Genomic DNA, 22,843 nt, shown 5'->3' with positions numbered 1-22,843 from the left:
CCCGCAGTATCCAGCACTACGGCGCCGCACGACACGGTGTTCACGATCACAGCTCGGTCCAGGTGTTTTTCGGACCGGTTCGTGACAACACTTCCACTCTTCTAACCAGGGAACACACCGTCGAACCACCCGCCGCCGGGACGCGTGCGCCCCCGGCGCGCAGGATGGACGGCACGCCGACGGCTGTACACCCCCGTGCCCCCCGCGGCTGCCACGCCGTCACCCGGGCACCGCCAGTTCGAACCAGACGGTCTTTCCGCTCTCGCCGGGACTGGTGCCCCAGCGGCGGGAGGAGCCGGCGACCAGCTGGAGGCCGCGTCCGCTCTCGTCCTCGGGGTCCGCGACACGTTCCCGCGGCGGGTCGGGGAGCGGGTCGGAGACCTCCACCCGCAGCGTGTCGTCGATCCCGGCCGGGCGGACCAGCCGTACGCCGATGGGTCCGGCGGCGTGCCGCAGCGAGTTGGTGACCAGCTCGCTGACCAGCAGCGCGGCGAGATCCGCGAGGCAGTCGAGGTGCCAGCCGTGCAACTGGCCGCGGACCGCCGCGCGGGCGGCGCGCACCGCGCCGGGTTCCGCCGGAAAAGTCCACTCGGCGCAGTCGCCATCGGTGTCGATCACGCCGATCACTTCCCAGGCCAGTGAGCCCACCCATGCCCGGTTTCATGGGGTTAATGGGCACATACCCGATATCGAGGCGGCAGTACCGCGCGAGAGGGCGCACAGTGGCACCTCCGGCGTACGGGGCGGCGCCTCACGGCTGGGGGGTGCGGTGGGCGGCTCGGCGGAACGAGGGCTACGCCTCACCCCGCCACCCGGCCGTCACCTCGCGCACCGCCGGCACGTCCTGGTCCAGCCACGGCACGTCCCACAGTTCGGCCCACGTCAGCCAGCGGAGCTCGTCGTGATCCTCGAGGGGGCGGGGGTCGGGTGAGCCCGGGCGCAGGCGGGCGGTCCACACCTGGAGGACGTACGGCGTGCGCAGCGGCCACTCGCCGGGTACGCGGCCGAGCGGCTCGGCGTCGACGCCCAGCTCCTCGCGCAGTTCGCGCACCAGCGCGTCCTCGGGCCGCTCCCCCGCCTCGACCTTGCCGCCGGGCAGCTCCCAGCGCCCGGCCAGGTCGGCGGGCGCGCTGCGGCGTGCGGCCAGCAGCCGGCCACCGTCGAGCAGGGCGGCTCCCACCACCACGATCCGTTCCGCTCCGGGAGTCATGCGCGTCATGGAGCGGAGCCTACGGGAGCGCGGCGCCCGGTCAGTTCTGCGCGCCGTCCCGGTTCTGGCCGATGCGCTCGACCCAGTAGAGCTGCTTGTGCCCCCGGTCGTCGAGGCTGTCGGCGATCTTCTGCGCCTCCGCGCGGGTCGCGTACCGGCCGACGCGGTAGCGATTGCCGTTGTCGTCCTGCCGTATCACGATCCAGGGAAGGGAGACCGTGCCCTCACTCATGCCCCCCACCGCCCGCGCTCCTTCTCGCACCACCCCACCTGCTTCCCGTCTCGGGTCCCCGCAGTGCCCCGCCCAAGGAAACCGCAATCCGCATATGCCCGAGCGTACGCCCAACCTTCACGCAGCGAATACGACTTTTCACAAAGAGGTACGCAACCAGCCAGAACGCCGGGGGCGCACGGGACCGAATGCGCCGTCCGGAACTTCGTCGGCTCGGGTCGGGGGCACCCTGGGGGAATCGCCGGTCACCTGCGAAGACGGCCGGATCGCTGCGGCGCGCGAGAGGCCGGCGGGGTGCCGGTCCGCAGGGGTGACCGGGCGTGAGGCGCACGAGGGTGTGCGCTAGCTCACGCCGTGGGGGTGCCGGCGTACCGCCCGGGCGGGGGCGGCCACTTGTCGGTCGGGGTCACTTGACGGGCAGGTGGTAGGCGACGCGGTAGCGGTCGGCCGGGATGACGACATCGGCGGTCTCGACCGGGCGGCCGGAGGCGAAGTACGTGCGCTGGACGACCAGGACCACATGACCCGGGACCCCGCCGAGCAGGTGCAGTTCCTCGGCGAGGCCGGGGCGGGCGCCGACCTCCTCGGTGACGTTGTCCACGACGACGTCGATGGCCCGCATGCGCTCGACCACGCCCATCCCGCCGAGCGGCCCCTCCTCGGGCAGCATCACGGGGGTGCGGCCGGTGACGGCGAGGGGCTCCCAGGAGGTGGAGAGCATCATCGGCTCGCCGGCCTCCCGGAACAGGTACTTGGTGCGCATGACCCGGTCCCCGGCCTGGATCGCGAGCCGCTCGGCGATGGCCGCACCGGCCTCCGCCTGCTCGCTGCTGGACTCCCAGGTGCCACGCACCGAGGCGTCGGCCTGCTCCTGCCGGAACGGGGTGGCGCCTCCCGCCGGACGGTATCCGGAGCGGGCCACCCTGCGGGGCACGGGCCGCTCGCGCACGTACGTCCCCGAGCCGGAGCGGCCCTCGACCAGGCCCTCCGCCATCAGCACCTTGCGGGCTTCGAGCGCGACCGTGTCCGAGACGCCGTACTCTTCCCGGATGCGGGCCTGGGAAGGGAGACGGGTGTGGGGCGGGAGTGAACCGTCGACGATCTTCTTGCGGAGATCACCCGCGACGCGCAGGTACGCCGGCTGCTCACCGAAAGTCACTGGCCGCTCCCCTCAGGTTGTACAGACAGCAACAGCCTGGCAACCGTGGGTTGTGCCATGCAAGCAAAGGCCAGAGAATCACTCGATGTGATGACAAAGAGCCGGGGAGGGCTTTACCCAGGCGGTTTCTCCCCCGTATAGGTGTGCTCTCACACCTGGACGCTCGTACCGGCTCCGTCATGGCTGCGCGGGACGGTGGTGGCGAGCCCCAGGGCCGCGCGCACGGCGACCCCCCGCCGGGGCTCGATGAGGTCGAAGCCGGTGTCGTAGTGCTCGTAGAAGGCGTCCGCGTCCTCGGTCTTCGCGGCCTCCGCCCACTCCGCGCGCGCCCGGTCCAGGTCGGCGGCGAGCGCGGCGACCGGCTTGCGGGCTCCGGCCGGCCAGTGGTGCGCGCGCAGCATCCGGGCCTGTTCGCCGAGCGCGGTCGCCACCCGGCCCGCCCACGCCTTGTGCCCGGGCAGGTCGTCCTCCACGTACTTCTCGTCCGGGGCGGTGTCCAGGGCCGCGTTGAGGACGTGCGCGGCCTGCAGATAGGCGACCTGGTGGGCGTCGAGGACGGTCTCGTCGTTGCGCAGCGACCCGGTGAGGTCCTCGCCCTCGTCGGTGGCGCCGAACACGCAGGTGACCTCGCGGTCCCCGGCGGACCAGCTCTCCCCGGTCGGCGACAGGTAGTAGACGTCTACGTCCTCCGGAACCGCCCAGCCGTCCATCGCGTAGCCGTCCTGGAGGCTCCAGCAGCGATCCTCGGCGGTGTCGGCGACCGCGTCGTCGCCGGGATAGGCGCCGCCCGGCAGCCGGAAGGAGGCGAACACCTCCCCGTCGTGCGCGCCGGTGCACGGCACCTCGTCCACGTCGTAGGTGTCCCCGGTCAGCGCACCGTCCGGCGCGTCGAAGCACTCTCCCGTCGAGAGGGAGATCGTCGCGCCCTCGCGTGCGCCCTCCTTGAACCCGTGCCACATCTCCGCCGCGCCGCCCGTGGCGATCAGCAGCGCCCACAGCGCCAGTCCGACCCCGGACAGCACCGCACCGCCGACGGCCAGGCCCGTCCCGCGCTCGCCGCGCCGGCGGATCTGCCGCAGCGCCACCAGCCCGAGGACCAGCCCCACCCCCGGCAGGAAGCACAGCACCCCGAGCACCAGGGACGCGATGGCGAGGCCGTTGACGGGGGCGGGGTGGTTGTACGGGCTGTAGCCCTGGCTCCACGGCTGGTAGCCCGCCGGTTGCGGGCAGGGCGGCGGGCCGTACGGTCCCCGCGGCTGTGACGCGGGGGGCGTGAACGGCCCTTCCGGCTGGTGGGGGCCGGGAGGCGGAGGTATGGACACCGGTACCGTGCTCCTGGGTCGGGCGGCGGCAGCACGGGACCGGGCGGCCGTCCGGCGGCTGGACTGACGTACGACTGCCGCATGGTAAGCGGCACACGAGCGGGGGCGGAATGCGGGTGGGGACGGGGCGGGACGGCGGAACGGGAGCGGAGCCGCCGGCACCCCGGCCCGGTGAGCGGGCCGGGGTGTGGGGACGTACGTGAACGAGGGGGAAGCAGGAGTGGGCAACACCGTGGGGGAACGAGTGAGCAAGGTGACCGAGGAGACGGTCCGGTGCGTGAACGGGCTGACCGCCCGCTGGGGCGGGGCCCTGGCCGAGGGCACGGTGTTCTCCGCGCCGGGTGTCTGGCCGCTGCTGGCCTTCCTCGCCGACGGCGCGGCCGGTCCCGCGCGCGCGGAGCTGGCCGCCGCGCTGGGCGTACCGGCCGAGCGGGCGGCCGGTGCCGGGCGGGAGTTGCTGGCGGGGCTGGCCTCGGTGTCCGGCCTGGACGCGGCGCTCGGTCTGTGGACGCACCACGGGCTTGCCCTGCGCGAGGAGTGGCGGGCCGGGCTGCCCGCCGGCGCCCACGGGGTGTTCGGGGACGACCTCGTCACCGCGCAGGAGCGGCTGGACGCCTGGGCGGCCGAGCGGACCGGCGGGCTCGTGGAGCGGATGCCGGTGACGCTGACCCGGGATGCGCGGATGGTGCTGGCCACCGCCCTGGCGCTGCGCACGACCTGGCGCCAGCCCTTCGCGGAGCAGCCGCTGCGGCCCGGCGCCGGGCCCTGGCAGGGACGTACGCTGCGCGGCCTGCACCGGCGCAGTGTGCGGCCGGACCGGGTGGGGGTGACGGGCACCCCGGACGGCTTCGTCACCGCGCTGACCGTCCCGGGGGACAACGGCGTCGACGTCCACCTCGTCCTGGGCGAGGAGCGCATGACGCCGTGTCAGGTGCTCGCCGCCGGCGTCGGCGTCGTGGAGCGCGGCCTGCCGCTGACCGCGGGCGGCGCGCTGCCGCACGGGCACGTGGGCCCCGGTCTGCACGTGGAGCAGCAGCCGGCCACCGCGCCGGAGCCGAGGACGCTGGACGTGACGACGGTGGCGTACGAGGTGCGGGCCGACCACGACCTGCTCGCCCTGGCGGGTCTCTTCGGCCTCACGACGGCCATGGACACCGGTACCGGCCACTTCCCGGGGGTGAGCCCCCACCCGCTGGCCGTCGGGGAGGCCCGCCAGTCGGCCGTGGCCCAGTTCGGCGCCCTCGGCTTCCGGGCCGCGGCGGTGACGGCCGTCATGCCGGTGCCGGCCGGCGCGGCCCCGCAGTACCGCTACGAGACGACGGTCGTCCGGGTCACCTTCGACCGCCCCTTCGCCTTCCTCGCCGTCGACCGCGACTCCCGCCTGGTGCTGGCGGCGGGCTGGGTGACGGAACCGGCGCCGTACCCGGTCCCGGGTGTCCCGGGTGTCCCGGGGGCCCCGCCGGTGCGGTGACCGGCGGCACCGCGGGCAATGCCAGGTCGCGCGGCCGGAGCGGGGATGCCGGGGCGGGGTGGGTCGCGCAGCACCGCCCCGGCGACCAGGGCGCCCAGGACGAAGCAGGAACCGGCCCGGAAGGCCAGCCGGTACCCCTCGGTCAGGGCGTCCGCAGCCGAGGCAGCCGGCCCCCGCCCGGGCTCAGTCCTCGATCACCGGATTGCACGGCGAGAGGAACGGATCCAGGCGCTCCTCGACCATCCCCCTGCGCATCACGCGCACCCGGAACGCGTTGTCGGCGTTCGGGATGTCGCCGTCGTCCGAGCGGTCGTAGAGCATCCCCCACGAGCCGGGGAACCGGCGCGCGATGTACGCCAGCAGTTCGTCCAGCTGCCCGGCCTCGTAACCGACGTGGTTGGTGTGGCCGGTGGCCGTGACGACGTCCAGCCCGTTGAAGACGTCGAGCGTGACCTTGCAGCTGGAGCCCCAGCGGACCGCGTCGATCCGCGCACGCAGTTCCTCGACACCCGCCTTCAGAGACCGTGAGTCGTCCTCGTACGGGTCCTCGGAGATTCCGAACCAGCCATGGAACTCGTACATGCCCCCACTCCAGCGGAGTCGTGTCGGTCACCGGCTCGACGCCGTACCGGCGTCCGTATTCCCGGAGCTTATCGATCACGCCTGGTCCGGGCGGTCCGTCGAAGTGGAAGTACGGCGTGCGGCCACTCCTGCTTACCGTCGCCCTCATGGAGCAGGCGTCCGGCGATGTCGGGGTCGGCCGCGAGATGACCGTGAAACTCGACGAGCGGAACCGGCCCGAGCCCGATCTGCTGTTGACGACGGCCGATTACGACGCAGACCGCACCTGGTTCGCGCCGGACGGGGTTCGGCTCGTCATCGAGGTCGTCTCACCCGAGTCCGCGCACAGGGACCGCACGGTCAAGCTGCGCAAGTACGCGGAGGCCGGCATCCCGCACTCCTGGCGCGTCGAGGACGAACACGGCGCCCCTGTTGTCCACGTCTACGAACTCGACCAACCGACCGGCGTCTTCGCGCCTGCGGGCATCTTCCGGGGCACCTTGAAGCGCCCCGTGCCGTTCGAGATCAGCCTGGATCTCGACAAGCTCACGCCGTCGGCAGGCAGAAGGGGCTGAGCTTGACGCGGGTTCCCACGAGCCCGGCCCCTTCTGATCTGCAGTTTCCTCGTCAACAGCGTGGTGTTGTGCCATCCGGTCAGACGTTGAAGCGGAACTCCACCACGTCCCCGTCCTGCATCACGTAGTCCTTGCCCTCCATGCGCGCCTTGCCCTTGGCGCGGGCCTCGGCGACCGAGCCGGACGCGAGCAGGTCCTCGAAGGAGATGACCTCGGCCTTGATGAAGCCCTTCTGGAAGTCGGTGTGGATGACACCGGCCGCCTCGGGGGCCGTGGCGCCCTTCTTGATGGTCCAGGCGCGGGATTCCTTGGGGCCGGCCGTCAGGTAGGTCTGGAGGCCGAGGGTGTCGAAGCCGACACGGGCGAGGGTGGCGAGGCCGGGCTCGTGCTGGCCGACGGACTCCAGCAGTTCCAGGGCCTCCTCCTCGTCCAGCTCGGCGAGGTCGGCCTCCAGCTTGGCGTTGAGGAAGATCGCCTCGGCGGGGGCGACCAGGGCGCGCTGCTCGTTCTTGAAGTCCTCGTCGGTCAGCTCGTCCTCGTCCACGTTGAAGACGTAGAGGAAGGGCTTGGTGGTGAGCAGGTGCAGGTCGTGCAGGAGCTCCGCGCGCTCGGTGCCCTGGACGATGCCCTGGGAGAAGAGGGTGTCGCCCTTCTCCAGGATCTCCTTGGCCTCCTCGACCGCCTTGACCTTGGGAGCGAGGTCCTTCTTGATCCGGGACTCCTTCTGGAGGCGCGGGAGGACCTTCTCGATGGTCTGGAGGTCGGCGAGGATCAGCTCGGTGTTGATCGTCTCGATGTCGTCCTTGGGCGAGACCTTGCCGTCGACGTGGACGACGTTCTCGTCCTTGAAGGCGCGGATGACCTGGCAGATCGCGTCGGACTCGCGGATGTTCGCGAGGAACTTGTTGCCCAGGCCCTCGCCCTCGGAGGCGCCACGCACGATGCCGGCGATGTCCACGAAGTCGACCGTGGCCGGGAGGATCCGCTCCGACTTGAAGATCGACGCCAGCTGGGCGAGGCGGCCGTCGGGCACGCCGACCACGCCCACGTTCGGCTCGATCGTGGCGAACGGGTAGTTGGCCGCCAGCACGTCGTTCTTGGTCAGGGCGTTGAACAGGGTCGACTTGCCGACATTGGGCAGGCCGACGATTCCGATCGTGAGCGACACGTTGCGACTTCCCGTTGTTGAGTGGGCCAGGGGCTGCCAGGGGCCAGAGACCGACACTGGCCGATCCACCAGTTTACGGCGTCCCGCGCGCCCGCCTCACGGATGCGGCGAACCCCCGGCCAAGCTCCGCCCACCGGCGTGTCTGGACGCCGATTCGGCACATAAACAGACCTAGGTTGGTCCCTGTGGAGCAACACAGAACGCATCGCCCGAACGACGGACCGCGACGTGGCGTGCCCTCGTCACCTCCGCTGCCGGCGCAGGCACGGCGCCGGCCCGCCGGGGAGCGACGGCCCGCGCCAGGAGCCCGCCACTTGCCGAACCCCCGGCTGACCGGGCTCGGCAGCGGGCTGTTCGCTCTCGCGGCGATGTTCCTGCTCGGCTGCCTGGACGAGCTGCTCTTCGGCGCGTCCCCGGCGGTCTACGGCGTGCTGTTCGTGCCGGTGTGTGTGCTGACCGCGCTGTGGGTGCGCGCCGGGGACGTGCTGAGCGCGCCCGTCGTCGCGCCGATCGCGTTCGCCGTGGGGCTGCTGCCGGTCGCCGAGGGCGGTGGGGGGCTGCTTGGCCGGCTGATGGGGCTGGTCACCGGGCTGGCCACGCAGGCGGGCTGGCTGTACGGGGGGACGCTCGCCGCCGCGGCGATCGTGCTCGTGCGCCGGGTGCGGTGGGTGCGGGGACGCCGGCGGCGCGGCTGACCCCGGACGCCGGGCGTCACACGTCGCGTGCGGAGGCGGCGACGCGGCCCCAGCGCGCCGGCTTGCCCACGGAAGCCGGCGGCCCCAGCGCGCCGGCTTGCCCCCGGACGCCGGGTGCGGTGGGCGCCGTGGATACAGGGTGCGGTGGGTGCAGGGGCGCCGCCGGCCCGGACGGTCCCGCACCCCGTACGCCACACGCCGGACCCCCCGCGGCCGTCAGGCGTGCTGGGCCGCTCTCATCGCCGCGCCCACGATCCCCGCGTTGTTCTGCAGCTGCGCGGGGACGATCTCGGCCTGGATGCCCTCGATGAAGTGCAGGAACTTCTGCGCCTTGCGGCTGACCCCGCCGCCGATGACGAACAGCTCCGGGGAGAACAGCATCTCCACGTGCGCCAGGTACTTCCGGACGCGGTGCGCCCACTGCTCCCAGCTGAGGTCGTGGTCCTCCTTGGCCTTGCTGGAGGCGCGCCTCTCGGCGTCGTGGCCGTTCAGCTCCAGGTGGCCCAGCTCGGTGTTGGGGAGCAGGGTGCCGTCGACGAAGACGGCGCTGCCGATGCCCGTACCGAAGGTGAGAAGGATCACCGTGCCCCGGCGGCCCCGGCCGGCGCCGAACTGCATCTCGGCGACGCCCGCCGCGTCCGCGTCGTTGACCACGGTCACCGGCAGGCCGCCGAGCCGGTCGCTGAACAACGCGCGCGCGTCCGTGTCGATCCAGCTTCTGTCGACGTTCGCCGCCGTACGGACCGTGGAGCCGCCGGTGACCACTCCGGGGAAGGTCAGGCCGACCGGGCCGGTCCAGCCGAAGTGGTCCACGACCTGCCTGACCCCGTCGGCCACGCCGTCGGGTGTCGCCGGGTGCGGGGTGAGCACCTTCCAGCGCTCCTGGGCCAGGTCCCCCCGGTCCAGGTCCACTGGGGCGCCCTTGATCCCGGATCCGCCGATGTCCACGCCGAAGATCTGCATGGCTCCACGTTACGACGGGCCACCGACAGTCATGCCCGGGGCGTCCCGCTCCCGCCGCGCTCGGCGACCAGGGCCGCCGCCTCCTCGCGCAGGTCGCGGCGGAGTTCCTTGGGCAGCGAGAAGGTGATGGACTCCTCGGCGGCCTTGACCAGCTCGACGTCCGCGTAGCCGCGCCGGGCGAGCCACTCCAGGACCTGCTCGACCAGTACGTCCGGCACGGAGGCCCCGGAGGTGACGCCGACGGTGCTCACGCCCTCCAGCCAGGCCTCGTCGATCTCGTCGGCGAAGTCCACCAGGTAGGCCTCGCGGGCGCCGGCGAGCTTGGCGACCTCGACCAGCCGCTTGGAGTTGGAGGAGTTGCGCGAGCCGACGACGATGACCAGCTCGGCCTCGGCGCCCATCTGCTTCACGGCGAGCTGCCGGTTCTGCGTGGCGTAGCAGATGTCGTCGCTGGGCGGGGAGACGAGCCCGGGGAACTTCGTCTTCAGGGCGTCGACGGTCTCCATGGTCTCGTCCACGGAGAGGGTGGTCTGGGAGAGCCAGACGACCTTCGACGGGTCGCGGACCTCGACCTTCTCGACGTCCGCGGGGCCGTCGACCAGCTGGATGTGGTCGGGCGCCTCGCCGGAGGTGCCGATGACCTCCTCGTGGCCCTCGTGACCGATCAGGAGGATGTCGTAGTCCTCGCCCGCGTACCGGACGGCTTCTTTGTGGACCTTGGTGACCAGGGGGCAGGTGGCGTCGATGGTGGCGAGCCGGCCCTGCCGGGCCTCCTCGTGCACCGTGGGGGCGACGCCGTGCGCCGAGAACATGACGATGTTGCCGGGCGGCACCTCCTCCGTGCGCTCGACGAAGATCGCGCCCTTCTTCTCCAGGGTCTGCACGACGTACTTGTTGTGCACGATCTCGTGCCGGACGTAGATCGGGGCCCCGTACTGCTCCAGGGCCTTCTCGACGGCGATCACGGCGCGGTCGACGCCGGCGCAGTAGCCCCGGGGGGCGGCGAGCAGGACACGGCGGCCAGAGGAAGCGGTCATGCGTCCCATCGTAAGGGTGCGTTCGGCGGCACAGGGATCGCTTCCCCGTGCCGCCGCGGGGAAGACTGAGGCGTATGTCCGACACCGGAACGACGGCTTCCACGACCGGCGCGCGGGACGGGCTGCGCCGCGGTCTCGGCTTCCGGGACCTCGTGGTGTACGGGTTGCTGTTCATCGCCCCGATGGCGCCGGTCGGGGTGTACGGCACGCTGGACGCCCGCTCGCACGGCGCGGTGGCGCTGGTGTACGCGGTGGCGACGGTCGCCATGGGGCTCACCGCGTTCAGCTACGCGCAGATGGTGCGGGTCGTACCCCGGGCGGGGTCGGTGTTCGCCTACGCGCGCGCGGGGCTCGGCGACGGTGCCGGGTTCGTCGCGGGCTGGATGGCGATGCTGGACTACGTGCTCATCCCGGCGGTGGCGTACCTCTTCTCCGGCATCGCGATGAACGCGCTGGTCCCCGGGGTGTCCCGGTGGGTGTGGACGGCGCTGGCCGTGGTCGTCACGACGCTGCTGAACCTGTGGGGGGTACGGGCCGCCGCGCGCGTGGGCTTCGCCGTCCTGGCGCTGGAGGTCGTGGTCCTGCTGGTGTTCGCGGTCTCGGCCGTCGTGGTGCTGGCGCGGGACGGGGCGCAGCGGGGCTTGCTGTCGCCGTTGTCCGGGGACGGCACGCAGGGCGCGTTCGCGCTGCCGGCGGTGCTCGGCGCGGTGTCCGTGGCGGTCCTGTCCTACCTGGGCTTCGACGCGATCGCGACGTTCGCCGAGGAGGTCACCGGGGGTTCGGAGAAGGTGGCGCGGGCGCTGCTGTTCTGCCTGGCGCTGGCCGGGGTGCTGTTCGTGGCGCAGACGTACCTGGTGGCGCTGCTGGAGCCGACGACGTCCGCGCGGCTCGCGCACGATCCCGCGTTGCAGGGTTCGGCGTTCTACGACGCGGTGGACTCCGCCGTCGGCACGTGGCTGCACGACCTGGTGGCCGCGAGCAAGGCGATCGGCGCGGCGTTCGCGGCGCTGGCCGGGCAGGCGGCGGCCGGGCGGCTGCTGTTCGCCATGGGCCGCGACCGGAGGCTGCCGCGGGCGCTGGGCCGCACGGACGCCGGGGTGCCGCGGGTGGCGCTGCTGTGCGCGGCGGTGGTCACGCTGGTGGCCGCGGGGTGGGCGGCGCGGCGGGACGACGGTCTGGACCGGCTCGTCTCGGTGGTCGACATCGGGGCGCTGTCCGCGTTCACGCTGCTGCACGCGAGCGTGGTGGGGTACTTCGTGGTGCGGCGGGGGGAGCCGAGCTGGTGGCGGCATGTGCTGGTGCCGGTGGTGGGGGCGGTGGTCACGGTGGCGGTCGTCGTGGAGGCGACCGGCGTGGCGCAGATGGTGGGGGCGGCCTGGCTGGTGGTCGGGGTGCTGGTGCTGCTGGGGCAGCGGGGACGTCGGGATCTTCCGCGGGGGCGGGAGGTTCGTGAGGGGGTGAGGGACCCGGGGCACTGGTGACCGTGCGGGGAACTCACCAGGCGGTCGTTCCCGGCGGCCCGGCCCTTCCCCACGGCGCGCGGCCCCGCTGTCGGTGGTGGCCGTTAGGCTCGCCGCATGGCTGTGAACACGTCCCCGGAGTCCCCCCTGCCCGTCGGCGAGGTGTCGCGGCTGATCGGGGGGTGGATCGACCGGCTCGGCGCGGTGTGGGTCGAGGGGCAGATCACGCAGCTGTCGCGCCGGCCGGGCGCCGGCGTGGTGTTCCTGACGCTGCGCGACCCGTCGTACGACGTCTCCGTCAGCGTGACCTGCTACCGCCAGGTCTTCGACGCGGTCGCGGACGTCGTCGGCGAGGGCGCCCGCGTGGTCGTCCTGGCGAAGCCGGAGTGGTACGCGCCGCGGGGCCAGCTCTCCCTGCGGGCCGCCGAGATAAGGCCGGTCGGTGTCGGCGAGCTGCTGGCCCGGCTGGAGCAGCTGAAGAAGGCCCTCGCGGCGGAGGGCCTGTTCGCGCCGGAGCGGAAGAAGCCGCTGCCGTTCCTGCCGCAGCTGATCGGGCTGGTGTGCGGCCGGGCGTCCGCCGCGGAGCGGGACGTGCTGGAGAACGCCCGGCACCGCTGGCCCGCCGTCCGCTTCGAGGTGCGCAACGTCCCCGTGCAGGGCGTGCACGCCGTCCCCCAGGTCGTGCAGGCGGTCAAGGAACTCGACGCGATCGACGAGGTGGACGTGATCATCGTCGCGCGCGGCGGGGGCAGCGTGGAGGACCTGCTGCCGTTCTCCGACGAGCAGCTGGTGCGGGCGGTGGCGGAGTGCCGTACGCCCGTGGTGTCCGCCATCGGGCACGAGCCGGACAACCCGCTGCTGGACCACGTCGCCGACCTGCGTGCCTCCACGCCGACGGACGCGGCCAAGAAGGTCGTACCGGACGTCGGCGAGGAGCTGGAGCGGGTGCGGATGCTGCGGGACCGGGCGCGGCGCTGCACGGCGGCGTTCCTGGAGCGGGAGCAGCGGGGGCTGGCGCACGCGCTGGCGCGGCCGTCGATCGAGGATCCGCACCGGATGATCGACGAGCGCGCCGACCAGGTGTCCGGGCTGCTCGACCGCGGGCGGCGGACCCTGGGGCACCTGTTGGACCGCGCGGAGTCGGAGCTGACGCACACGCACGCGCGTGTGGTGGCCCTTTCCCCCGCGGCGACACTCCAGCGGGGTTACGCGGTGCTGCAGCGGGCGGACGGGCACGTGGTGCGCGGTCCGGACGAGGTGACGGCGGGCGAGGCGCTGCGGGCCCGCGTCGCGGAGGGTGAATTCACAGTGAAGGTGAGCGAATGACGAGCAAGGTGGACGAGGCGCTCTCGTACGAGCAGGCGCGGGACGAGCTGATCGAGGTCGTGCGGCGGCTGGAGGCGGGCGGTACGACGCTGGAGGAGTCCCTGGCGCTGTGGGAGCGCGGCGAGGAGCTGGCCAAGGTGTGCCGGCGCTGGCTGGAGGGGGCCCGGGCCCGGCTGGACGCGGCGCTGGCCGAGGAGGAGCAGGAGACGGAGCGGACCGAGGACTGAGCGGGGCACGCGCGTTGTGAGGCGGGTCACCGCACCCCCGTTTTAGTTGAAGCTTAAACCTAAGCTGTCGTAGGGTCGTGCCGTCAGCCGGTCCGGGGCTCCGGGCCGGACGCGCATCCGAGGAAGTCACATGTCTCTCGTTCTTGACCCCGCCGCCCAGGACCTGCTGTTCCGTGAGGCCCGCACCGCGAACACCTTCACCGACGAGCCGGTGACCGAGGAGCAGGTCCAGGCGATCTACGACCTGGTCAAGTACGGCCCGACCGCTTTCAACCAGAGCCCCCTGCGCATCACCCTGGTCCGCTCCCCCGAGGCCCGTGAGCGCCTGGTGAAGCACATGGCCGAGGGCAACCAGCCGAAGACGGCCGCCGCCCCGCTGGTCGCGATCCTCTCCGCGGACAACGAGTTCCACGAGGAGCTGCCGGCCCTCTTCCCGCACTTCCCGCAGGCCGCGGACCTCTTCTTCAGCGAGCGTCCGGCCCGTGAGGGCGCCGCCGCGCTGAACGCCGCGCTGCAGGCCGCCTACTTCATCGTCGGCGTCCGTGCCGCGGGCCTGGCCGCCGGCCCGATGACCGGTTTCGACTTCGAGGGCGTCCGCAAGGAGTTCCTGGACGACGACCACACCCCGCTGATGGTCGTCAACATCGGCAAGCCGGGCCCGGACGCCTGGTACCCCCGCTCCCCGCGCCTGGCGTACGAGGACGTCGTCACGACCGTCTGAGCAGCCCGCGTACGCGAAGAGGCCCCCGGCACCGGGGGCCTCTTCGCGTACGCACAGGCGGGGCACCTCGGCCGAGGCTCACCGCAGGACTCACCGCGGGGCTCACTGCATCCTGAGCGCCGCCACCATCGTCCGCAGCTCCTCGAAGGAGCCGGTGCCGGCGACCACCGTCGTGGAGCCGGGCGTGCCGTCGAGGACCAGGGCGTCGTACCGGCCGCCGGTCCAGCGGGTCCAGGTGCGGCCGGCGATCGTCTCGGTCCCCTTCGTCGCCGAGCCGCCCTGGCTGGCCTGGTCGATGAAGTCGGAGGGCTTCTGCGTGGACTGCTCCACCTGCACGTACTGGCCGTCCGGGGTCTGGAAGCCGAGGTGCCAGCGGTCGGACTTCTCGCCCTGGAAGCGTACGGAGGTCGCCTTCCAGGTACTCGGCAGGCCCTCCGGCGCCGCCACCGGGTAGCTCGCCGCCCGGCGGGCCGTGAGCAGCTCGACCCGGTAGTCGACCCGCTTGAGGTCGGGAGAGTGATCGTCGTGCGGGATGGCGAGGAAGTAGACGACCAACGCCGCGATGCCGATCAGGACCAGGGAGATCACCATGTCCCGGGCCGTCTTCTGCTTGCCGTTCGTACCTGCCACGCCCCCTATCGTCGCAGGTGCCCCATGCGCTCATCCGTGGGGTCCCCTGCTCATTTTGTCTGCCCGACGATAGAGTCAGGGTCCAATACCCTCATCCGGCCGTCGTCGTATCAGAAAGGTGCGCTCCGATGACCGAAAATCATCATCTGCCGTCCGAGCTCGACGTTCCCTCCGAAGCTCCCGACCGCAACCTCGCCCTGGAACTCGTCCGGGTGACCGAAGCCGCCGCGATGGCCGCGGGCCGCTGGGTGGGGCGCGGTGACAAGAACGGCGCCGACGGTGCCGCGGTGCGCGCCATGCGGACCCTCGTCTCCACCGTGTCGATGAACGGCGTGGTCGTCATCGGCGAGGGCGAGAAGGACGAGGCCCCGATGCTCTTCAACGGGGAGCACGTGGGCGACGGCACCGGTCCGGAGGTGGACATCGCCGTCGACCCGATCGACGGCACCACGCTGACGGCCAAGGGCATGCCGAACGCGATCGCCGTCCTCGCCGCCGCCGAGCGCGGCGCGATGTTCGACCCGTCCGCCGTGTTCTACATGGACAAGCTGGTCACCGGCCCCGAGGCGGCGGACTTCGTCGACATCAACGCGCCGGTGGCGGTGAACATCCGCCGGATCGCGAAGGCCAAGCGGTCCTCGCCGGAGGACGTCACCGTCGTCATCCTGGACCGGCCGCGGCACGAAGGCCTGATCCGGGAGGTCCGGGAGGCCGGCGCGCGCATCAAGCTGATCTCCGACGGCGACGTGGCCGGCTCGGTGTACGCGCTGCGCGAAGGCACCGGCGTCGACCTGCTGCTCGGCATCGGCGGCACGCCGGAGGGCATCATCTCGGCCTGCGCCGTGAAGTGCCTGGGCGGAACCATCCAGGGCAAGCTGTGGCCCAAGGACGACGCGGAGCGGCAGCGGGCCATCGACGCCGGCCACGACCTGGACCGGGTGCTCACGACGGACGACCTGGTCTCCGGGGAGAACGTGTTCTTCGTCGCGACCGGCATCACCGACGGGGAACTGCTGCGGGGCGTCCGGTACCGGTCCGAGACCGCGCTGACCGAGTCGATCGTGATGCGGTCCAAGTCGGGGACGGTGCGGAAGATCTTCTCCGAGCACCGGCTCAGCAAGCTGCGGGCCTACAGCGCGATCGACTTCGACCGGGCCAAGTAGCGCCCACGGCGAGGGGTCTCCCCCTGGAACCCGGCCCCCGCGCCCCCACGTGGGGAAGCGCCCTCTGTGCGGAGAGGGCGCTTCCTCGTCACCTGGTTCAACCCGCCATGCGGTCCGCCGTCGCCCGTGCGGCCTTCTTCAGTTCCAGGTCCCTGCGGCGGCGCCTCGCCAGGACCACCCGGCGTTCGGCCGCGGTGAGGCCGCCCCAGACGCCGTAGGGCTCGGGCTGCAGGAGGGCGTGTTCGCGGCACTCGACCATGACCGGACAGCGGGCGCAGACACGCTTGGCCGCCTCCTCGCGGGACAGCCGGGCGGCGGTCGGTTCCTTCGACGGGGCGAAGAACAGGCCGGCCTCGTCGCGCCGGCACACCGCCTCGGTGTGCCACGGGGCGTCTTGGTCCCTGTCTCGCGCCGGCACCCGCTGGGCCGGAACGGCAGCGACCTGCAGGGACGAATGCGGCGGTTGCAGCACGGTCTACTCCTGACGACGGCTTCGCGAGCGAGAGACGATGCAGCAAGGCCTACCCGCTGTGCGCGGGCCTATGCACAGAGTTCCCGGCCGCGAGCGCGCGGCGTCACCTTCACGCCCCCGGCCGTCACTGCCGTCAGGGCCGGCACCGTCGTCACTGCGTCACCGCCGTCGGCGCCGTCAGTGCCCCAGATGCCTGCGGAGCTTGCGGTCGACCTTGTCCTGGACCCGGTCCAGGATGTCCGCCACCCGACTGCCCCGCTTGGGCCGCGCCTCCACATTGCCGAGGACGGCCCAGCCGTCGACGTAGACCACCGGCGCGTCGGCGTCGACCGAGTCCAGCGGGCTCACCTCGAAGTTGCCGAGCACCCCGCCGCCGGTGCCGCGCAGCGAGATGTTCTCCGGGACGCGGATCTGGACGTCGCCGAAGACGGAGACCGCCTTGATGACCACCTGCTGGTACTCGAAGATCGCCTCGCTGAGGTCGATCTCGACACTGCCGAACACCGCGTACGCGTGCAGCCGGCGTCCGGCCCGCCAGCGGCCCCGGCGCATGGCGCTGCTGAACACCGCCACCACGTTGGCGTCCGCCTCCGCCGGGATCGCGCCCGGGGTGGGGCGGGGCGGAACGGGCGTGTAGGCGGGAGCGGCCGGTCCCCGGTGGGCGGCCGGCAGGTCGCGGATGAGGACCTCCAGCTCCCCCACCGTCTTGGCGGCCAGCGCCCCGGCCACACGCTCGGCGTGCTCCTCGGCGGTCAGCCGGCCCTCGGCGAGGGCCTCGCGGAGGATGTCGGCGATCCGGTCCCGGTCGGCGTCGGAGGCGCGCAGCTCGGCCGGCGGCGTGGGTGCGCTCTGCTTGTGAAGGTCCACGTCGGCAGCGTACCCAAACACGATAGATCGCGACACCCCCGACTGAGCCTTACCTCACAGGTTCGCCGTCGGCGGCAGGTTCTACGCTGGACGGGCCCGCCGGCGTCGGCGGGCCGCCGTCCGTCAGAGTGAGGAATGGGCTGAGATGCCTGAGTTCGCGTACACCGATCTGCTCCCCCAGGGCGAGGACACCACCCCGTACCGGCTGGTGACCTCCGAGGGCGTCTCCACGGTCGAGGGGCCCGACGGACGGACGTTCCTCAAGGTCGAGCCGGAGGCGCTGCGCAAGCTGGCCGCGGAGGCCATCCACGACATCCAGCACTACCTCCGCCCGGCCCACCTCGCGCAGCTGCGCCGCATCATCGACGACCCCGAGGCGTCGAGCAACGACAAGTTCGTCGCGCTGGACCTGCTGAAGAACGCCAACATCGCGGCCGCGGGCGTGCTGCCGATGTGCCAGGACACCGGCACCGCGATCGTCATGGGCAAGCGCGGCCAGAACGTGCTCACGGCCGGCGAGGACGAGAAGCACCTCTCCCACGGCATCTACGACGCCTACACCAAGCTCAACCTGCGCTACTCGCAGATGGCTCCGCTCACCATGTGGGAGGAGAAGAACACCGGCTCCAACCTGCCCGCGCAGATCGAGCTGTACGCCACCGACGGCGGCGCCTACAAGTTCCTGTTCATGGCGAAGGGCGGCGGCTCGGCCAACAAGTCCTTCCTGTACCAGGAGACCAAGGCCGTCCTGAACGAGGCCTCCATGATGAGGTTCCTGGAGGAGAAGATCCGCTCGCTCGGTACGGCCGCCTGCCCGCCGTACCACCTGGCGATCGTCGTCGGCGGCACGAGCGCCGAGTACGCCCTCAAGACCGCGAAGTACGCCTCCGCGCACTACCTGGACAACGCCCCGGCCGAGGGCTCGCCGCTCGGCCACGGCTTCCGGGACAAGGAGCTGGAGGAGAAGGTCTTCGAGCTGACCCAGAAGATCGGCATCGGCGCGCAGTTCGGCGGCAAGTACTTCTGCCACGACGTCCGCGTGATCCGGCTGCCGCGGCACGGCGCGTCCTGCCCGGTCGCCATCGCCGTGTCCTGCTCGGCCGACCGGCAGGCCGTCGCGAAGATCACCGCCGAGGGCGTCTTCCTGGAGCAGCTGGAGACCGACCCGGCGCGCTTCCTGCCGGAGACGACGGACGAACACCTCGACGAGGCCGGCGACGTCGTCAGGATCGACCTCAACCAGCCGATGGACACGATCCTCGCCGAGCTGGCCAAGTACCCGGTCAAGACGCGGCTTTCGCTGACCGGCCCGCTGGTCGTGGCCCGCGACATCGCGCACGCCAAGATCAAGGAGCGGCTGGACGCGGGCGAGGAGATGCCGCAGTACCTGAAGGACCACCCGGTGTACTACGCCGGCCCGGCGAAGACCCCCGAGGGATACGCCTCCGGTTCCTTCGGCCCGACCACGGCCGGCCGCATGGACTCCTACGTGGAGCAGTTCCAGGCGGCGGGCGGCTCCAAGGTGATGCTCGCCAAGGGCAACCGCAGCAAGCAGGTCACCGACGCGTGCCACGCCCACGGCGGCTTCTACCTCGGCTCCATCGGCGGCCCGGCCGCCCGGCTCGCCCAGGACTGCATCAAGAAGGTGGAGGTCCTGGAGTACGAGGAGCTGGGCATGGAGGCGGTCTGGAAGATCGAGGTCGAGGACTTCCCCGCGTTCATCGTGGTGGACGACAAGGGCAACGACTTCTTCACTTCGCGGGAACCGGAGCAGCCGACGTTCACCAGCATCCCGGTACGGGGCCCCGGCCTGTCCTGAGTCACCCCTAAGACCCTCACACAGACCCCTCGGCGTCGCCGGGGGGTCTGCTGCTGTCCCGCAGGTGGCGCTATGAGCCCCCGCCCCGGTGGCTTGAAGCGCACCCTTGACGCCAGCACGGCAGCATCGGGAGGGTCCGTGCGTAGACGTCCGTGCAATCCGCGTAGCCCGGGAGGCTGCTGTGTCGCTACGGTTCATCGCCAAGGACCCGAACACGGACGGGGCGAACTGCCCCACGGTGTGGGTCGACGAGGAGAAGCAAGAGATCGTGTTGCAGGGTTGGACGGTGGACGAGGCGACGCGCGCCGAGTGCCTGAAGACCGGCCCCATCCCCGACAGTGAGACCGTCGTCCGGCTGCCCATGCGTATGGCCGCCGCCATCAGGGAGGCTTGTGATGCCGCAGACGGCCCCACCGTTCAGTGAGCTGCTGGCGAACTGCCAGCGATCCGCCGTACATCTGGAGATGCGCGACTTCTACGACGACCCCGACGAGGCTCCGCGTGTGGCCGCGTGGAAGGCCGGGCATCGGCCGGACCCTGACGACCGAGCGTCCTGGTGGCGGCCGTGGCTCGACATGGTGTCCGAGGCGGTTTCCCGGGATGTCATCATCCGCCGCGCCCGGATCGTCTCCGAGCCGGTGAGCGAGTACACCCGGTATCTCTACGACGGCACGTTCACCAACATCGCCGCTGGTGAGCAGATCCGCTGGCTTCCCCGGCGGAACGCGTCGGATCTGGCTCTCCCCGGCAATGACTTCTGGTGCTTCGATGACCGGCTGGTGAGGTTCGGCTACTTCTCCGGTGAGGGCGTCTACCTCGGCGACGAAGTGGACGACCGCCCAGAGGTGGTCAAGCTGTGCGCGTCTGCGTTCGAAGCAGTCTGGGACCGGGCCATTCCGCACGACCGCTACAGGATCTGAGAACGCACAGCACCAATGACCCGTTCCCCTTCGTCCAGCGTCCAGGCGGCCCGTGCCGCGCTTGCAGCACGCCTGCGGGATATTCGCCTAGACGCTGGTCTGAAGGCCCGTGAGGTGGCCGTGCAGGCTGGCTGGCACCCCTCCAAGGCGAGTCGGCTGGAGAACGCCGTAACGCCCCCCTCGGACGCCGACATCCGCGATTGGTGCCGCATCTGTGGAACTGACGATCAAGCAGCCGACTTGATCGCCGCGTCCCGCTCGGCAGAGTCGATGTACGTCGAGTGGCGACGGCTCCAGCGCACCGGGCTACGCCGACTCCAGGAGTCGTACGTACCTCTCTTTCAGCGCACCCGAACCTTCAGGATCTACTGCTCCAACGTGGTGCCCGGCCTGCTCCAGACCCCGGCGTACGCAACCGCGCTGCTGACCGAGATCACCGACTTCCGGCAAACGCCCAATGACGTCACGGAGGCTGTAGACGCCCGCATGGATCGGGCGCGGGTCCTCCGCGAAGGAGATCACCGATTCGCCATCCTCGTTGAAGAAGCCGTCTTGCGGTACCGCATTGGCGAAGCCGGAGTCATGGCCGGGCAACTGGGCCATCTGCTGTCGATCATGTCCCTGCCGGCGGTCTCCCTGGGAGTCGTGCCGTTTACCGCCTCAAGACACATGTGGCCGCTGGAGACATTCTCGATCTACGACAGCACACAAGCCCAGGTGGAGTTGCTGACAGCGGCTGTGAATGTCACGGCGCCGTCGGAGATCGAGCAGTACGCGAGAGCGTTCGAACGACTGGCCGAAGCGGCGGTCTACGGGGCCACGGCACGAACCTTGATCACGAAGGCCATCGAGGCGCTCGGCTAACTCGCGTGCAATTTCATAGAACTTCGTAGAGCCCCGATGTGGCCCGTTCCTAGCGTGGTCTGCACGACCAGAGGAGGGGCAAGCGATCATGGCGAGCGACGCAAGAGCCTGGCTGTCTGAGGCGTTCGACCTGTTCGGCAGCAACGGCATGCTACTGGTGTTCCACGACTCGGATGATCCGTTGGGAACGACGGCTGAAGGGGCGGACGCTCCGCCTCATTCGGGAGTGGGCCGTACGACCCTTCGTGAACGGGTCGCCGAGGCCAATGCTCGGAGCCGTGGCGAAATCCTCTGATGGCGCGCACCGACCCGCGCCGCCCAAAAACGATCACTCAGGTTCTCTGGTCGTACGGGGAGTACTGCGGAGCGTGCGCCGGACACCGCGAAGTCTGGTGCCCCATCTGCTTCGGCTTCGAGGGTTGTTCGGGCTGCAACAACCGGCGGAGGGTGCTTTGCCCAACCTGTGCCGGCGGTCGGCTTCTGCCCAGTGTCTAGTGGTCATTTCTCGCTGATCTCCGCCCTTGCGGATCTGAGCCGATCCTCTATCCCCCACGGCTCGGAAGCCCGGCAGGGGCGGGCAACGTCCCGTTCCGCATACAGCGGGACGGTTCAAGAGGCACCATCCAACTGGAGGTATCCAGATGCGTAAGCAGTGGCTCACGGCCGAGGACCCCGGCAACCCGCAGGACGACAGCGACAGCGGCAACAAGCACGGCGGTGGCGGGTCGGACGAGGGTGGCAACACGAACGACGGCCAGGGACCGGCGGACGGCCGCTAGATGACCGAGCAGCACGGAACGGACGCCAGCCCTGAGCGGCTGGCGTCCGCGCTGATGGAGAAGGGTGCCCTGACGTCTGACTGGCTTCCGGCCTTCAAGCGGGCGCCGCGCCACATGTTCGTGCCGGATGTGATCTGGCCGGGTACTGCGGGCGGCAACCGGCAGAAGAGCCGGATCATCCGTTCCGAGGACTCTCGGGCGTGGTGGGACGCCGTTTACACGGACGCGCCGATCACGACGCAATGGGACGACGGCGCCCACACGGGTCCTGATAAGGGCAAGATCCCTTCGTCTTCCAACTCCATGCCCACCATGGTCTTTTCGATGCTCGACGCCCTGAGCGTCCATGAAGGCCATCGGGTTTTGGAGATCGGGACGGGTACCGGCTGGAACGCCGCGCTGCTGTCGCACCGCGTAGGCCCTGAGAACGTCGTCACGGTTGAGGTGGACGAAGCCACGGCGGCGGACGCCAGGAAGCGTCTTCAGGGCGCGGGGTTCGTACCGCTGGCGGTGGTCGGTGACGGAGCAGCCGGATTCGCACTGGAGGCCCCGTACGACCGGGTGGTTGCGACGTGCTCGATTGGCCAGGTCCCTTACGCCTGGATCGGGCAGACGAAGCCGGGCGGGGTGATCGTGGCCCCGTGGGGGCCGACGTACGGCGGAGAAGCGGTCGTGAGGCTCACGGTGAAGTCGGATGGGGCGGCGTCGGGGAAGTTCCTCGGGTCCTCGGCGTTCATGCGGCTTCGCGCCCAGCGCACGGAGCGAAAGCACGTTCGCGAGTATCTGAAGGGCAAGCCGTGGCCAGCCGACGGCGTCAAGTCGAACACGGTTCTCTCCCCAGATGACGTGGGCGACTGGCGCGTCATGTTCGCCATCGGGGTTCAGGTTGCCGACGCGTTCCCGTGGATGGAGTCGTACACGGACGGTTCATACACCCTGTGGCTTCGAGACACGGCGGTTACGTCATGGGCGACGGCTGACTACGAGAGGGGACGAACAGAGTACGAAGTCGTGCAGTCTGGTCCCCGGAAACTGTGGGATGAGGTCGAAAAGGCGTACCGCTGGTGGGAGAAGCAAGGTTGCCCCGGCTTCGAACGTTTCGGGCTCACGGTCACTGTGGACGGCGAAACCGTATGGCTGGATGAACCAGGAAACCCAGTCCCTCCGATTCTTGGCTGATCGGCCAGGGCATATCTGCGCAG

General features: G+C 71.0%; 26 protein-coding genes and 1 pseudogene. 15 read left to right on the top strand and 12 right to left on the bottom strand.

Translation table 11 applies throughout. The features are described 5' to 3' along the window. Nucleotides 1-219 precede the first annotated feature (219 nt). From ACZ7N4_RS09900 to ACZ7N4_RS09880, 5 genes are all read right to left on the bottom strand, one after another. Nucleotides 220-648: an ATP-binding protein gene (locus ACZ7N4_RS09900; RefSeq protein ID WP_471355823.1), complete on the bottom strand. Its 429-nt coding sequence runs from the start codon at nucleotides 646-648 to the stop codon at nucleotides 220-222. A gap of 145 nt (nucleotides 649-793) precedes the next feature. Then, complete coding sequence (locus ACZ7N4_RS09895; RefSeq protein WP_471355821.1) at nucleotides 794-1,219, bottom strand: (deoxy)nucleoside triphosphate pyrophosphohydrolase; 426 nt, start codon at nucleotides 1,217-1,219, stop codon at nucleotides 794-796. Between the two features lie 31 nt (nucleotides 1,220-1,250). Then, on the bottom strand, nucleotides 1,251-1,442 hold the full coding sequence (locus tag ACZ7N4_RS09890; RefSeq protein WP_189301997.1) for an SPOR domain-containing protein: 192 nt from the start codon (nucleotides 1,440-1,442) through the stop codon (nucleotides 1,251-1,253). A gap of 406 nt (nucleotides 1,443-1,848) precedes the next feature. Beyond that, nucleotides 1,849-2,601 (bottom strand): GntR family transcriptional regulator, encoded by a 753-nt coding sequence (locus tag ACZ7N4_RS09885; protein ID WP_471355819.1) that lies wholly within the window; start codon nucleotides 2,599-2,601, stop codon nucleotides 1,849-1,851. 149 nt (nucleotides 2,602-2,750) lie between these two features. Next, a complete protein-coding gene (locus ACZ7N4_RS09880; RefSeq protein ID WP_471355817.1) occupies nucleotides 2,751-3,923 on the bottom strand; it encodes a DUF4190 domain-containing protein in 1,173 nt (390 codons plus the stop codon). Nucleotides 3,924-4,155: 232 nt separating this feature from the next. Between ACZ7N4_RS09880 and ACZ7N4_RS09875 the strand changes: the two genes are divergently transcribed. Beyond that, nucleotides 4,156-5,394 (top strand): serpin family protein, encoded by a 1,239-nt coding sequence (locus ACZ7N4_RS09875; RefSeq protein ID WP_471355814.1) that lies wholly within the window; start codon nucleotides 4,156-4,158, stop codon nucleotides 5,392-5,394. A 183-nt stretch (nucleotides 5,395-5,577) separates the two neighbouring features. On the opposite strand, the gene ACZ7N4_RS09870 is transcribed toward ACZ7N4_RS09875, so the two are convergent. Continuing rightward, nucleotides 5,578-5,976 carry an Imm7 family immunity protein gene (locus tag ACZ7N4_RS09870; RefSeq protein WP_471355812.1) on the bottom strand — a complete coding sequence of 133 codons (399 nt, stop codon included), beginning with the start codon at nucleotides 5,974-5,976 and terminating at the stop codon, nucleotides 5,578-5,580. 131 nt (nucleotides 5,977-6,107) lie between these two features. On the opposite strand from ACZ7N4_RS09870, the pseudogene ACZ7N4_RS09865 reads away from it, so the two are divergent. Further along, a pseudogene (locus tag ACZ7N4_RS09865) lies at nucleotides 6,108-6,530 on the top strand (Uma2 family endonuclease); the annotation flags it as partial. A 79-nt stretch (nucleotides 6,531-6,609) separates the two neighbouring features. On the opposite strand, the gene ychF reads toward ACZ7N4_RS09865, so the two are convergent. Next, nucleotides 6,610-7,698 (bottom strand): redox-regulated ATPase YchF, encoded by a 1,089-nt coding sequence (gene ychF / locus ACZ7N4_RS09860; RefSeq protein WP_467926701.1) that lies wholly within the window; start codon nucleotides 7,696-7,698, stop codon nucleotides 6,610-6,612. Between the two features lie 185 nt (nucleotides 7,699-7,883). Here ychF and ACZ7N4_RS09855 point away from each other — a divergent pair, with 185 nt between their 5' ends. Then, nucleotides 7,884-8,393, top strand: a complete 510-nt coding sequence (locus ACZ7N4_RS09855) for a DUF6542 domain-containing protein (protein WP_471355810.1) — start codon at nucleotides 7,884-7,886, stop codon at nucleotides 8,391-8,393. A 216-nt stretch (nucleotides 8,394-8,609) separates the two neighbouring features. Here the strand turns inward: ACZ7N4_RS09855 and ppgK are convergent, their stop codons facing one another. Together ppgK and ACZ7N4_RS09845 are read right to left on the bottom strand one after the other, a co-directional pair. Beyond that, nucleotides 8,610-9,356 (bottom strand): polyphosphate--glucose phosphotransferase, encoded by a 747-nt coding sequence (ppgK, locus tag ACZ7N4_RS09850; protein WP_471355808.1) that lies wholly within the window; start codon nucleotides 9,354-9,356, stop codon nucleotides 8,610-8,612. A 29-nt stretch (nucleotides 9,357-9,385) separates the two neighbouring features. Further along, the gene (locus ACZ7N4_RS09845) at nucleotides 9,386-10,402 is read right to left on the bottom strand and encodes a 4-hydroxy-3-methylbut-2-enyl diphosphate reductase (RefSeq protein ID WP_471355805.1); all 1,017 of its coding nucleotides are present in this window, start codon (nucleotides 10,400-10,402) and stop codon (nucleotides 9,386-9,388) included. A gap of 65 nt (nucleotides 10,403-10,467) precedes the next feature. Here ACZ7N4_RS09845 and ACZ7N4_RS09840 point away from each other — a divergent pair, with 65 nt between their 5' ends. The 4 genes from ACZ7N4_RS09840 (at nucleotide 10,468) to ACZ7N4_RS09825 (ending at nucleotide 14,127) form a co-directional block, all read left to right on the top strand. Next, on the top strand, nucleotides 10,468-11,874 hold the full coding sequence (locus tag ACZ7N4_RS09840; protein WP_471355803.1) for an APC family permease: 1,407 nt from the start codon (nucleotides 10,468-10,470) through the stop codon (nucleotides 11,872-11,874). A gap of 96 nt (nucleotides 11,875-11,970) precedes the next feature. Then, on the top strand, nucleotides 11,971-13,179 hold the full coding sequence (xseA, locus tag ACZ7N4_RS09835; RefSeq protein WP_471355801.1) for an exodeoxyribonuclease VII large subunit: 1,209 nt from the start codon (nucleotides 11,971-11,973) through the stop codon (nucleotides 13,177-13,179). Next, on the top strand, nucleotides 13,176-13,406 hold the full coding sequence (locus ACZ7N4_RS09830; RefSeq protein WP_471355799.1) for an exodeoxyribonuclease VII small subunit: 231 nt from the start codon (nucleotides 13,176-13,178) through the stop codon (nucleotides 13,404-13,406). Before xseA ends, ACZ7N4_RS09830 begins: the two co-directional genes overlap by 4 nt. A 130-nt stretch (nucleotides 13,407-13,536) precedes the next feature. Then, complete coding sequence (locus ACZ7N4_RS09825; RefSeq protein ID WP_471355797.1) at nucleotides 13,537-14,127, top strand: malonic semialdehyde reductase; 591 nt, start codon at nucleotides 13,537-13,539, stop codon at nucleotides 14,125-14,127. Between the two features lie 102 nt (nucleotides 14,128-14,229). Here ACZ7N4_RS09825 and ACZ7N4_RS09820 read toward each other — a convergent pair whose 3' ends face one another. Continuing rightward, a complete protein-coding gene (locus tag ACZ7N4_RS09820; protein ID WP_471355795.1) occupies nucleotides 14,230-14,757 on the bottom strand; it encodes a DUF4245 domain-containing protein in 528 nt (175 codons plus the stop codon). Nucleotides 14,758-14,885: 128 nt separating this feature from the next. Here ACZ7N4_RS09820 and glpX point away from each other — a divergent pair, with 128 nt between their 5' ends. Further along, on the top strand, nucleotides 14,886-15,920 hold the full coding sequence (gene glpX / locus ACZ7N4_RS09815; protein ID WP_189301935.1) for a class II fructose-bisphosphatase: 1,035 nt from the start codon (nucleotides 14,886-14,888) through the stop codon (nucleotides 15,918-15,920). 97 nt (nucleotides 15,921-16,017) lie between these two features. Here glpX and ACZ7N4_RS09810 read toward each other — a convergent pair whose 3' ends face one another. Beyond that, complete coding sequence (locus ACZ7N4_RS09810; protein WP_471355793.1) at nucleotides 16,018-16,392, bottom strand: WhiB family transcriptional regulator; 375 nt, start codon at nucleotides 16,390-16,392, stop codon at nucleotides 16,018-16,020. Nucleotides 16,393-16,569: 177 nt separating this feature from the next. After that, complete coding sequence (locus tag ACZ7N4_RS09805) at nucleotides 16,570-17,259, bottom strand: DUF1707 SHOCT-like domain-containing protein (protein ID WP_471355791.1); 690 nt, start codon at nucleotides 17,257-17,259, stop codon at nucleotides 16,570-16,572. Between the two features lie 145 nt (nucleotides 17,260-17,404). On the opposite strand from ACZ7N4_RS09805, the gene ACZ7N4_RS09800 reads away from it, so the two are divergent. From ACZ7N4_RS09800 to ACZ7N4_RS09770, 7 genes are all read left to right on the top strand, one after another. After that, nucleotides 17,405-19,078, top strand: a complete 1,674-nt coding sequence (locus ACZ7N4_RS09800; protein WP_471355789.1) for a fumarate hydratase — start codon at nucleotides 17,405-17,407, stop codon at nucleotides 19,076-19,078. Between the two features lie 181 nt (nucleotides 19,079-19,259). After that, the gene (locus tag ACZ7N4_RS09795; protein ID WP_471355787.1) at nucleotides 19,260-19,502 is read left to right on the top strand and encodes a hypothetical protein; all 243 of its coding nucleotides are present in this window, start codon (nucleotides 19,260-19,262) and stop codon (nucleotides 19,500-19,502) included. Next, a complete protein-coding gene (locus ACZ7N4_RS09790) occupies nucleotides 19,474-19,998 on the top strand; it encodes a DUF6879 family protein (protein WP_471355785.1) in 525 nt (174 codons plus the stop codon). Before ACZ7N4_RS09795 ends, ACZ7N4_RS09790 begins: the two co-directional genes overlap by 29 nt. Before the next feature lie 15 nt (nucleotides 19,999-20,013). Next, nucleotides 20,014-20,862 (top strand): helix-turn-helix domain-containing protein, encoded by an 849-nt coding sequence (locus tag ACZ7N4_RS09785; RefSeq protein WP_471355783.1) that lies wholly within the window; start codon nucleotides 20,014-20,016, stop codon nucleotides 20,860-20,862. 88 nt (nucleotides 20,863-20,950) lie between these two features. Then, nucleotides 20,951-21,157: a hypothetical protein gene (locus tag ACZ7N4_RS09780; protein ID WP_471355781.1), complete on the top strand. Its 207-nt coding sequence runs from the start codon at nucleotides 20,951-20,953 to the stop codon at nucleotides 21,155-21,157. A gap of 346 nt (nucleotides 21,158-21,503) precedes the next feature. Then, nucleotides 21,504-21,641, top strand: a complete 138-nt coding sequence (locus ACZ7N4_RS09775) for a hypothetical protein (RefSeq protein ID WP_199814055.1) — start codon at nucleotides 21,504-21,506, stop codon at nucleotides 21,639-21,641. Beyond that, on the top strand, nucleotides 21,642-22,820 hold the full coding sequence (locus ACZ7N4_RS09770) for a methyltransferase domain-containing protein (protein WP_471355779.1): 1,179 nt from the start codon (nucleotides 21,642-21,644) through the stop codon (nucleotides 22,818-22,820). The last annotated feature ends 23 nt before the right edge of the window (nucleotides 22,821-22,843 follow it).

The sequence above is a fragment of the Streptomyces sp. NPDC107654 genome (assembly GCF_055639035.1).
This window is presented reverse-complemented; position numbering and strand designations above follow the sequence as displayed.

Excerpts from the sequence above, each read along its gene's own strand:
- ACZ7N4_RS09895 (WP_471355821.1), bottom strand. The coding sequence starts at position 1,219 with ATGACGCGCATGACTCCCGGAGCGGAACGGATCGTGGTGGTGGGAGCC.
- ACZ7N4_RS09890 (WP_189301997.1), bottom strand. The coding sequence starts at position 1,442 with ATGAGTGAGGGCACGGTCTCCCTTCCCTGGATCGTGATACGGCAGGAC.
- ACZ7N4_RS09870 (WP_471355812.1), bottom strand. The coding sequence starts at position 5,976 with ATGTACGAGTTCCATGGCTGGTTCGGAATCTCCGAGGACCCGTACGAG.
- ppgK (WP_471355808.1), bottom strand. The coding sequence starts at position 9,356 with ATGCAGATCTTCGGCGTGGACATCGGCGGATCCGGGATCAAGGGCGCC.
- ACZ7N4_RS09845 (WP_471355805.1), bottom strand. The coding sequence starts at position 10,402 with ATGGGACGCATGACCGCTTCCTCTGGCCGCCGTGTCCTGCTCGCCGCC.
- ACZ7N4_RS09840 (WP_471355803.1), top strand. The coding sequence starts at position 10,468 with ATGTCCGACACCGGAACGACGGCTTCCACGACCGGCGCGCGGGACGGG.
- xseA (WP_471355801.1), top strand. The coding sequence starts at position 11,971 with ATGGCTGTGAACACGTCCCCGGAGTCCCCCCTGCCCGTCGGCGAGGTG.
- ACZ7N4_RS09830 (WP_471355799.1), top strand. The coding sequence starts at position 13,176 with ATGACGAGCAAGGTGGACGAGGCGCTCTCGTACGAGCAGGCGCGGGAC.
- ACZ7N4_RS09825 (WP_471355797.1), top strand. The coding sequence starts at position 13,537 with ATGTCTCTCGTTCTTGACCCCGCCGCCCAGGACCTGCTGTTCCGTGAG.
- glpX (WP_189301935.1), top strand. The coding sequence starts at position 14,886 with ATGACCGAAAATCATCATCTGCCGTCCGAGCTCGACGTTCCCTCCGAA.
- ACZ7N4_RS09800 (WP_471355789.1), top strand. The coding sequence starts at position 17,405 with ATGCCTGAGTTCGCGTACACCGATCTGCTCCCCCAGGGCGAGGACACC.
- ACZ7N4_RS09790 (WP_471355785.1), top strand. The coding sequence starts at position 19,474 with ATGCCGCAGACGGCCCCACCGTTCAGTGAGCTGCTGGCGAACTGCCAG.
- ACZ7N4_RS09785 (WP_471355783.1), top strand. The coding sequence starts at position 20,014 with ATGACCCGTTCCCCTTCGTCCAGCGTCCAGGCGGCCCGTGCCGCGCTT.
- ACZ7N4_RS09780 (WP_471355781.1), top strand. The coding sequence starts at position 20,951 with ATGGCGAGCGACGCAAGAGCCTGGCTGTCTGAGGCGTTCGACCTGTTC.
- ACZ7N4_RS09775 (WP_199814055.1), top strand. The coding sequence starts at position 21,504 with ATGCGTAAGCAGTGGCTCACGGCCGAGGACCCCGGCAACCCGCAGGAC.
- ACZ7N4_RS09770 (WP_471355779.1), top strand. The coding sequence starts at position 21,642 with ATGACCGAGCAGCACGGAACGGACGCCAGCCCTGAGCGGCTGGCGTCC.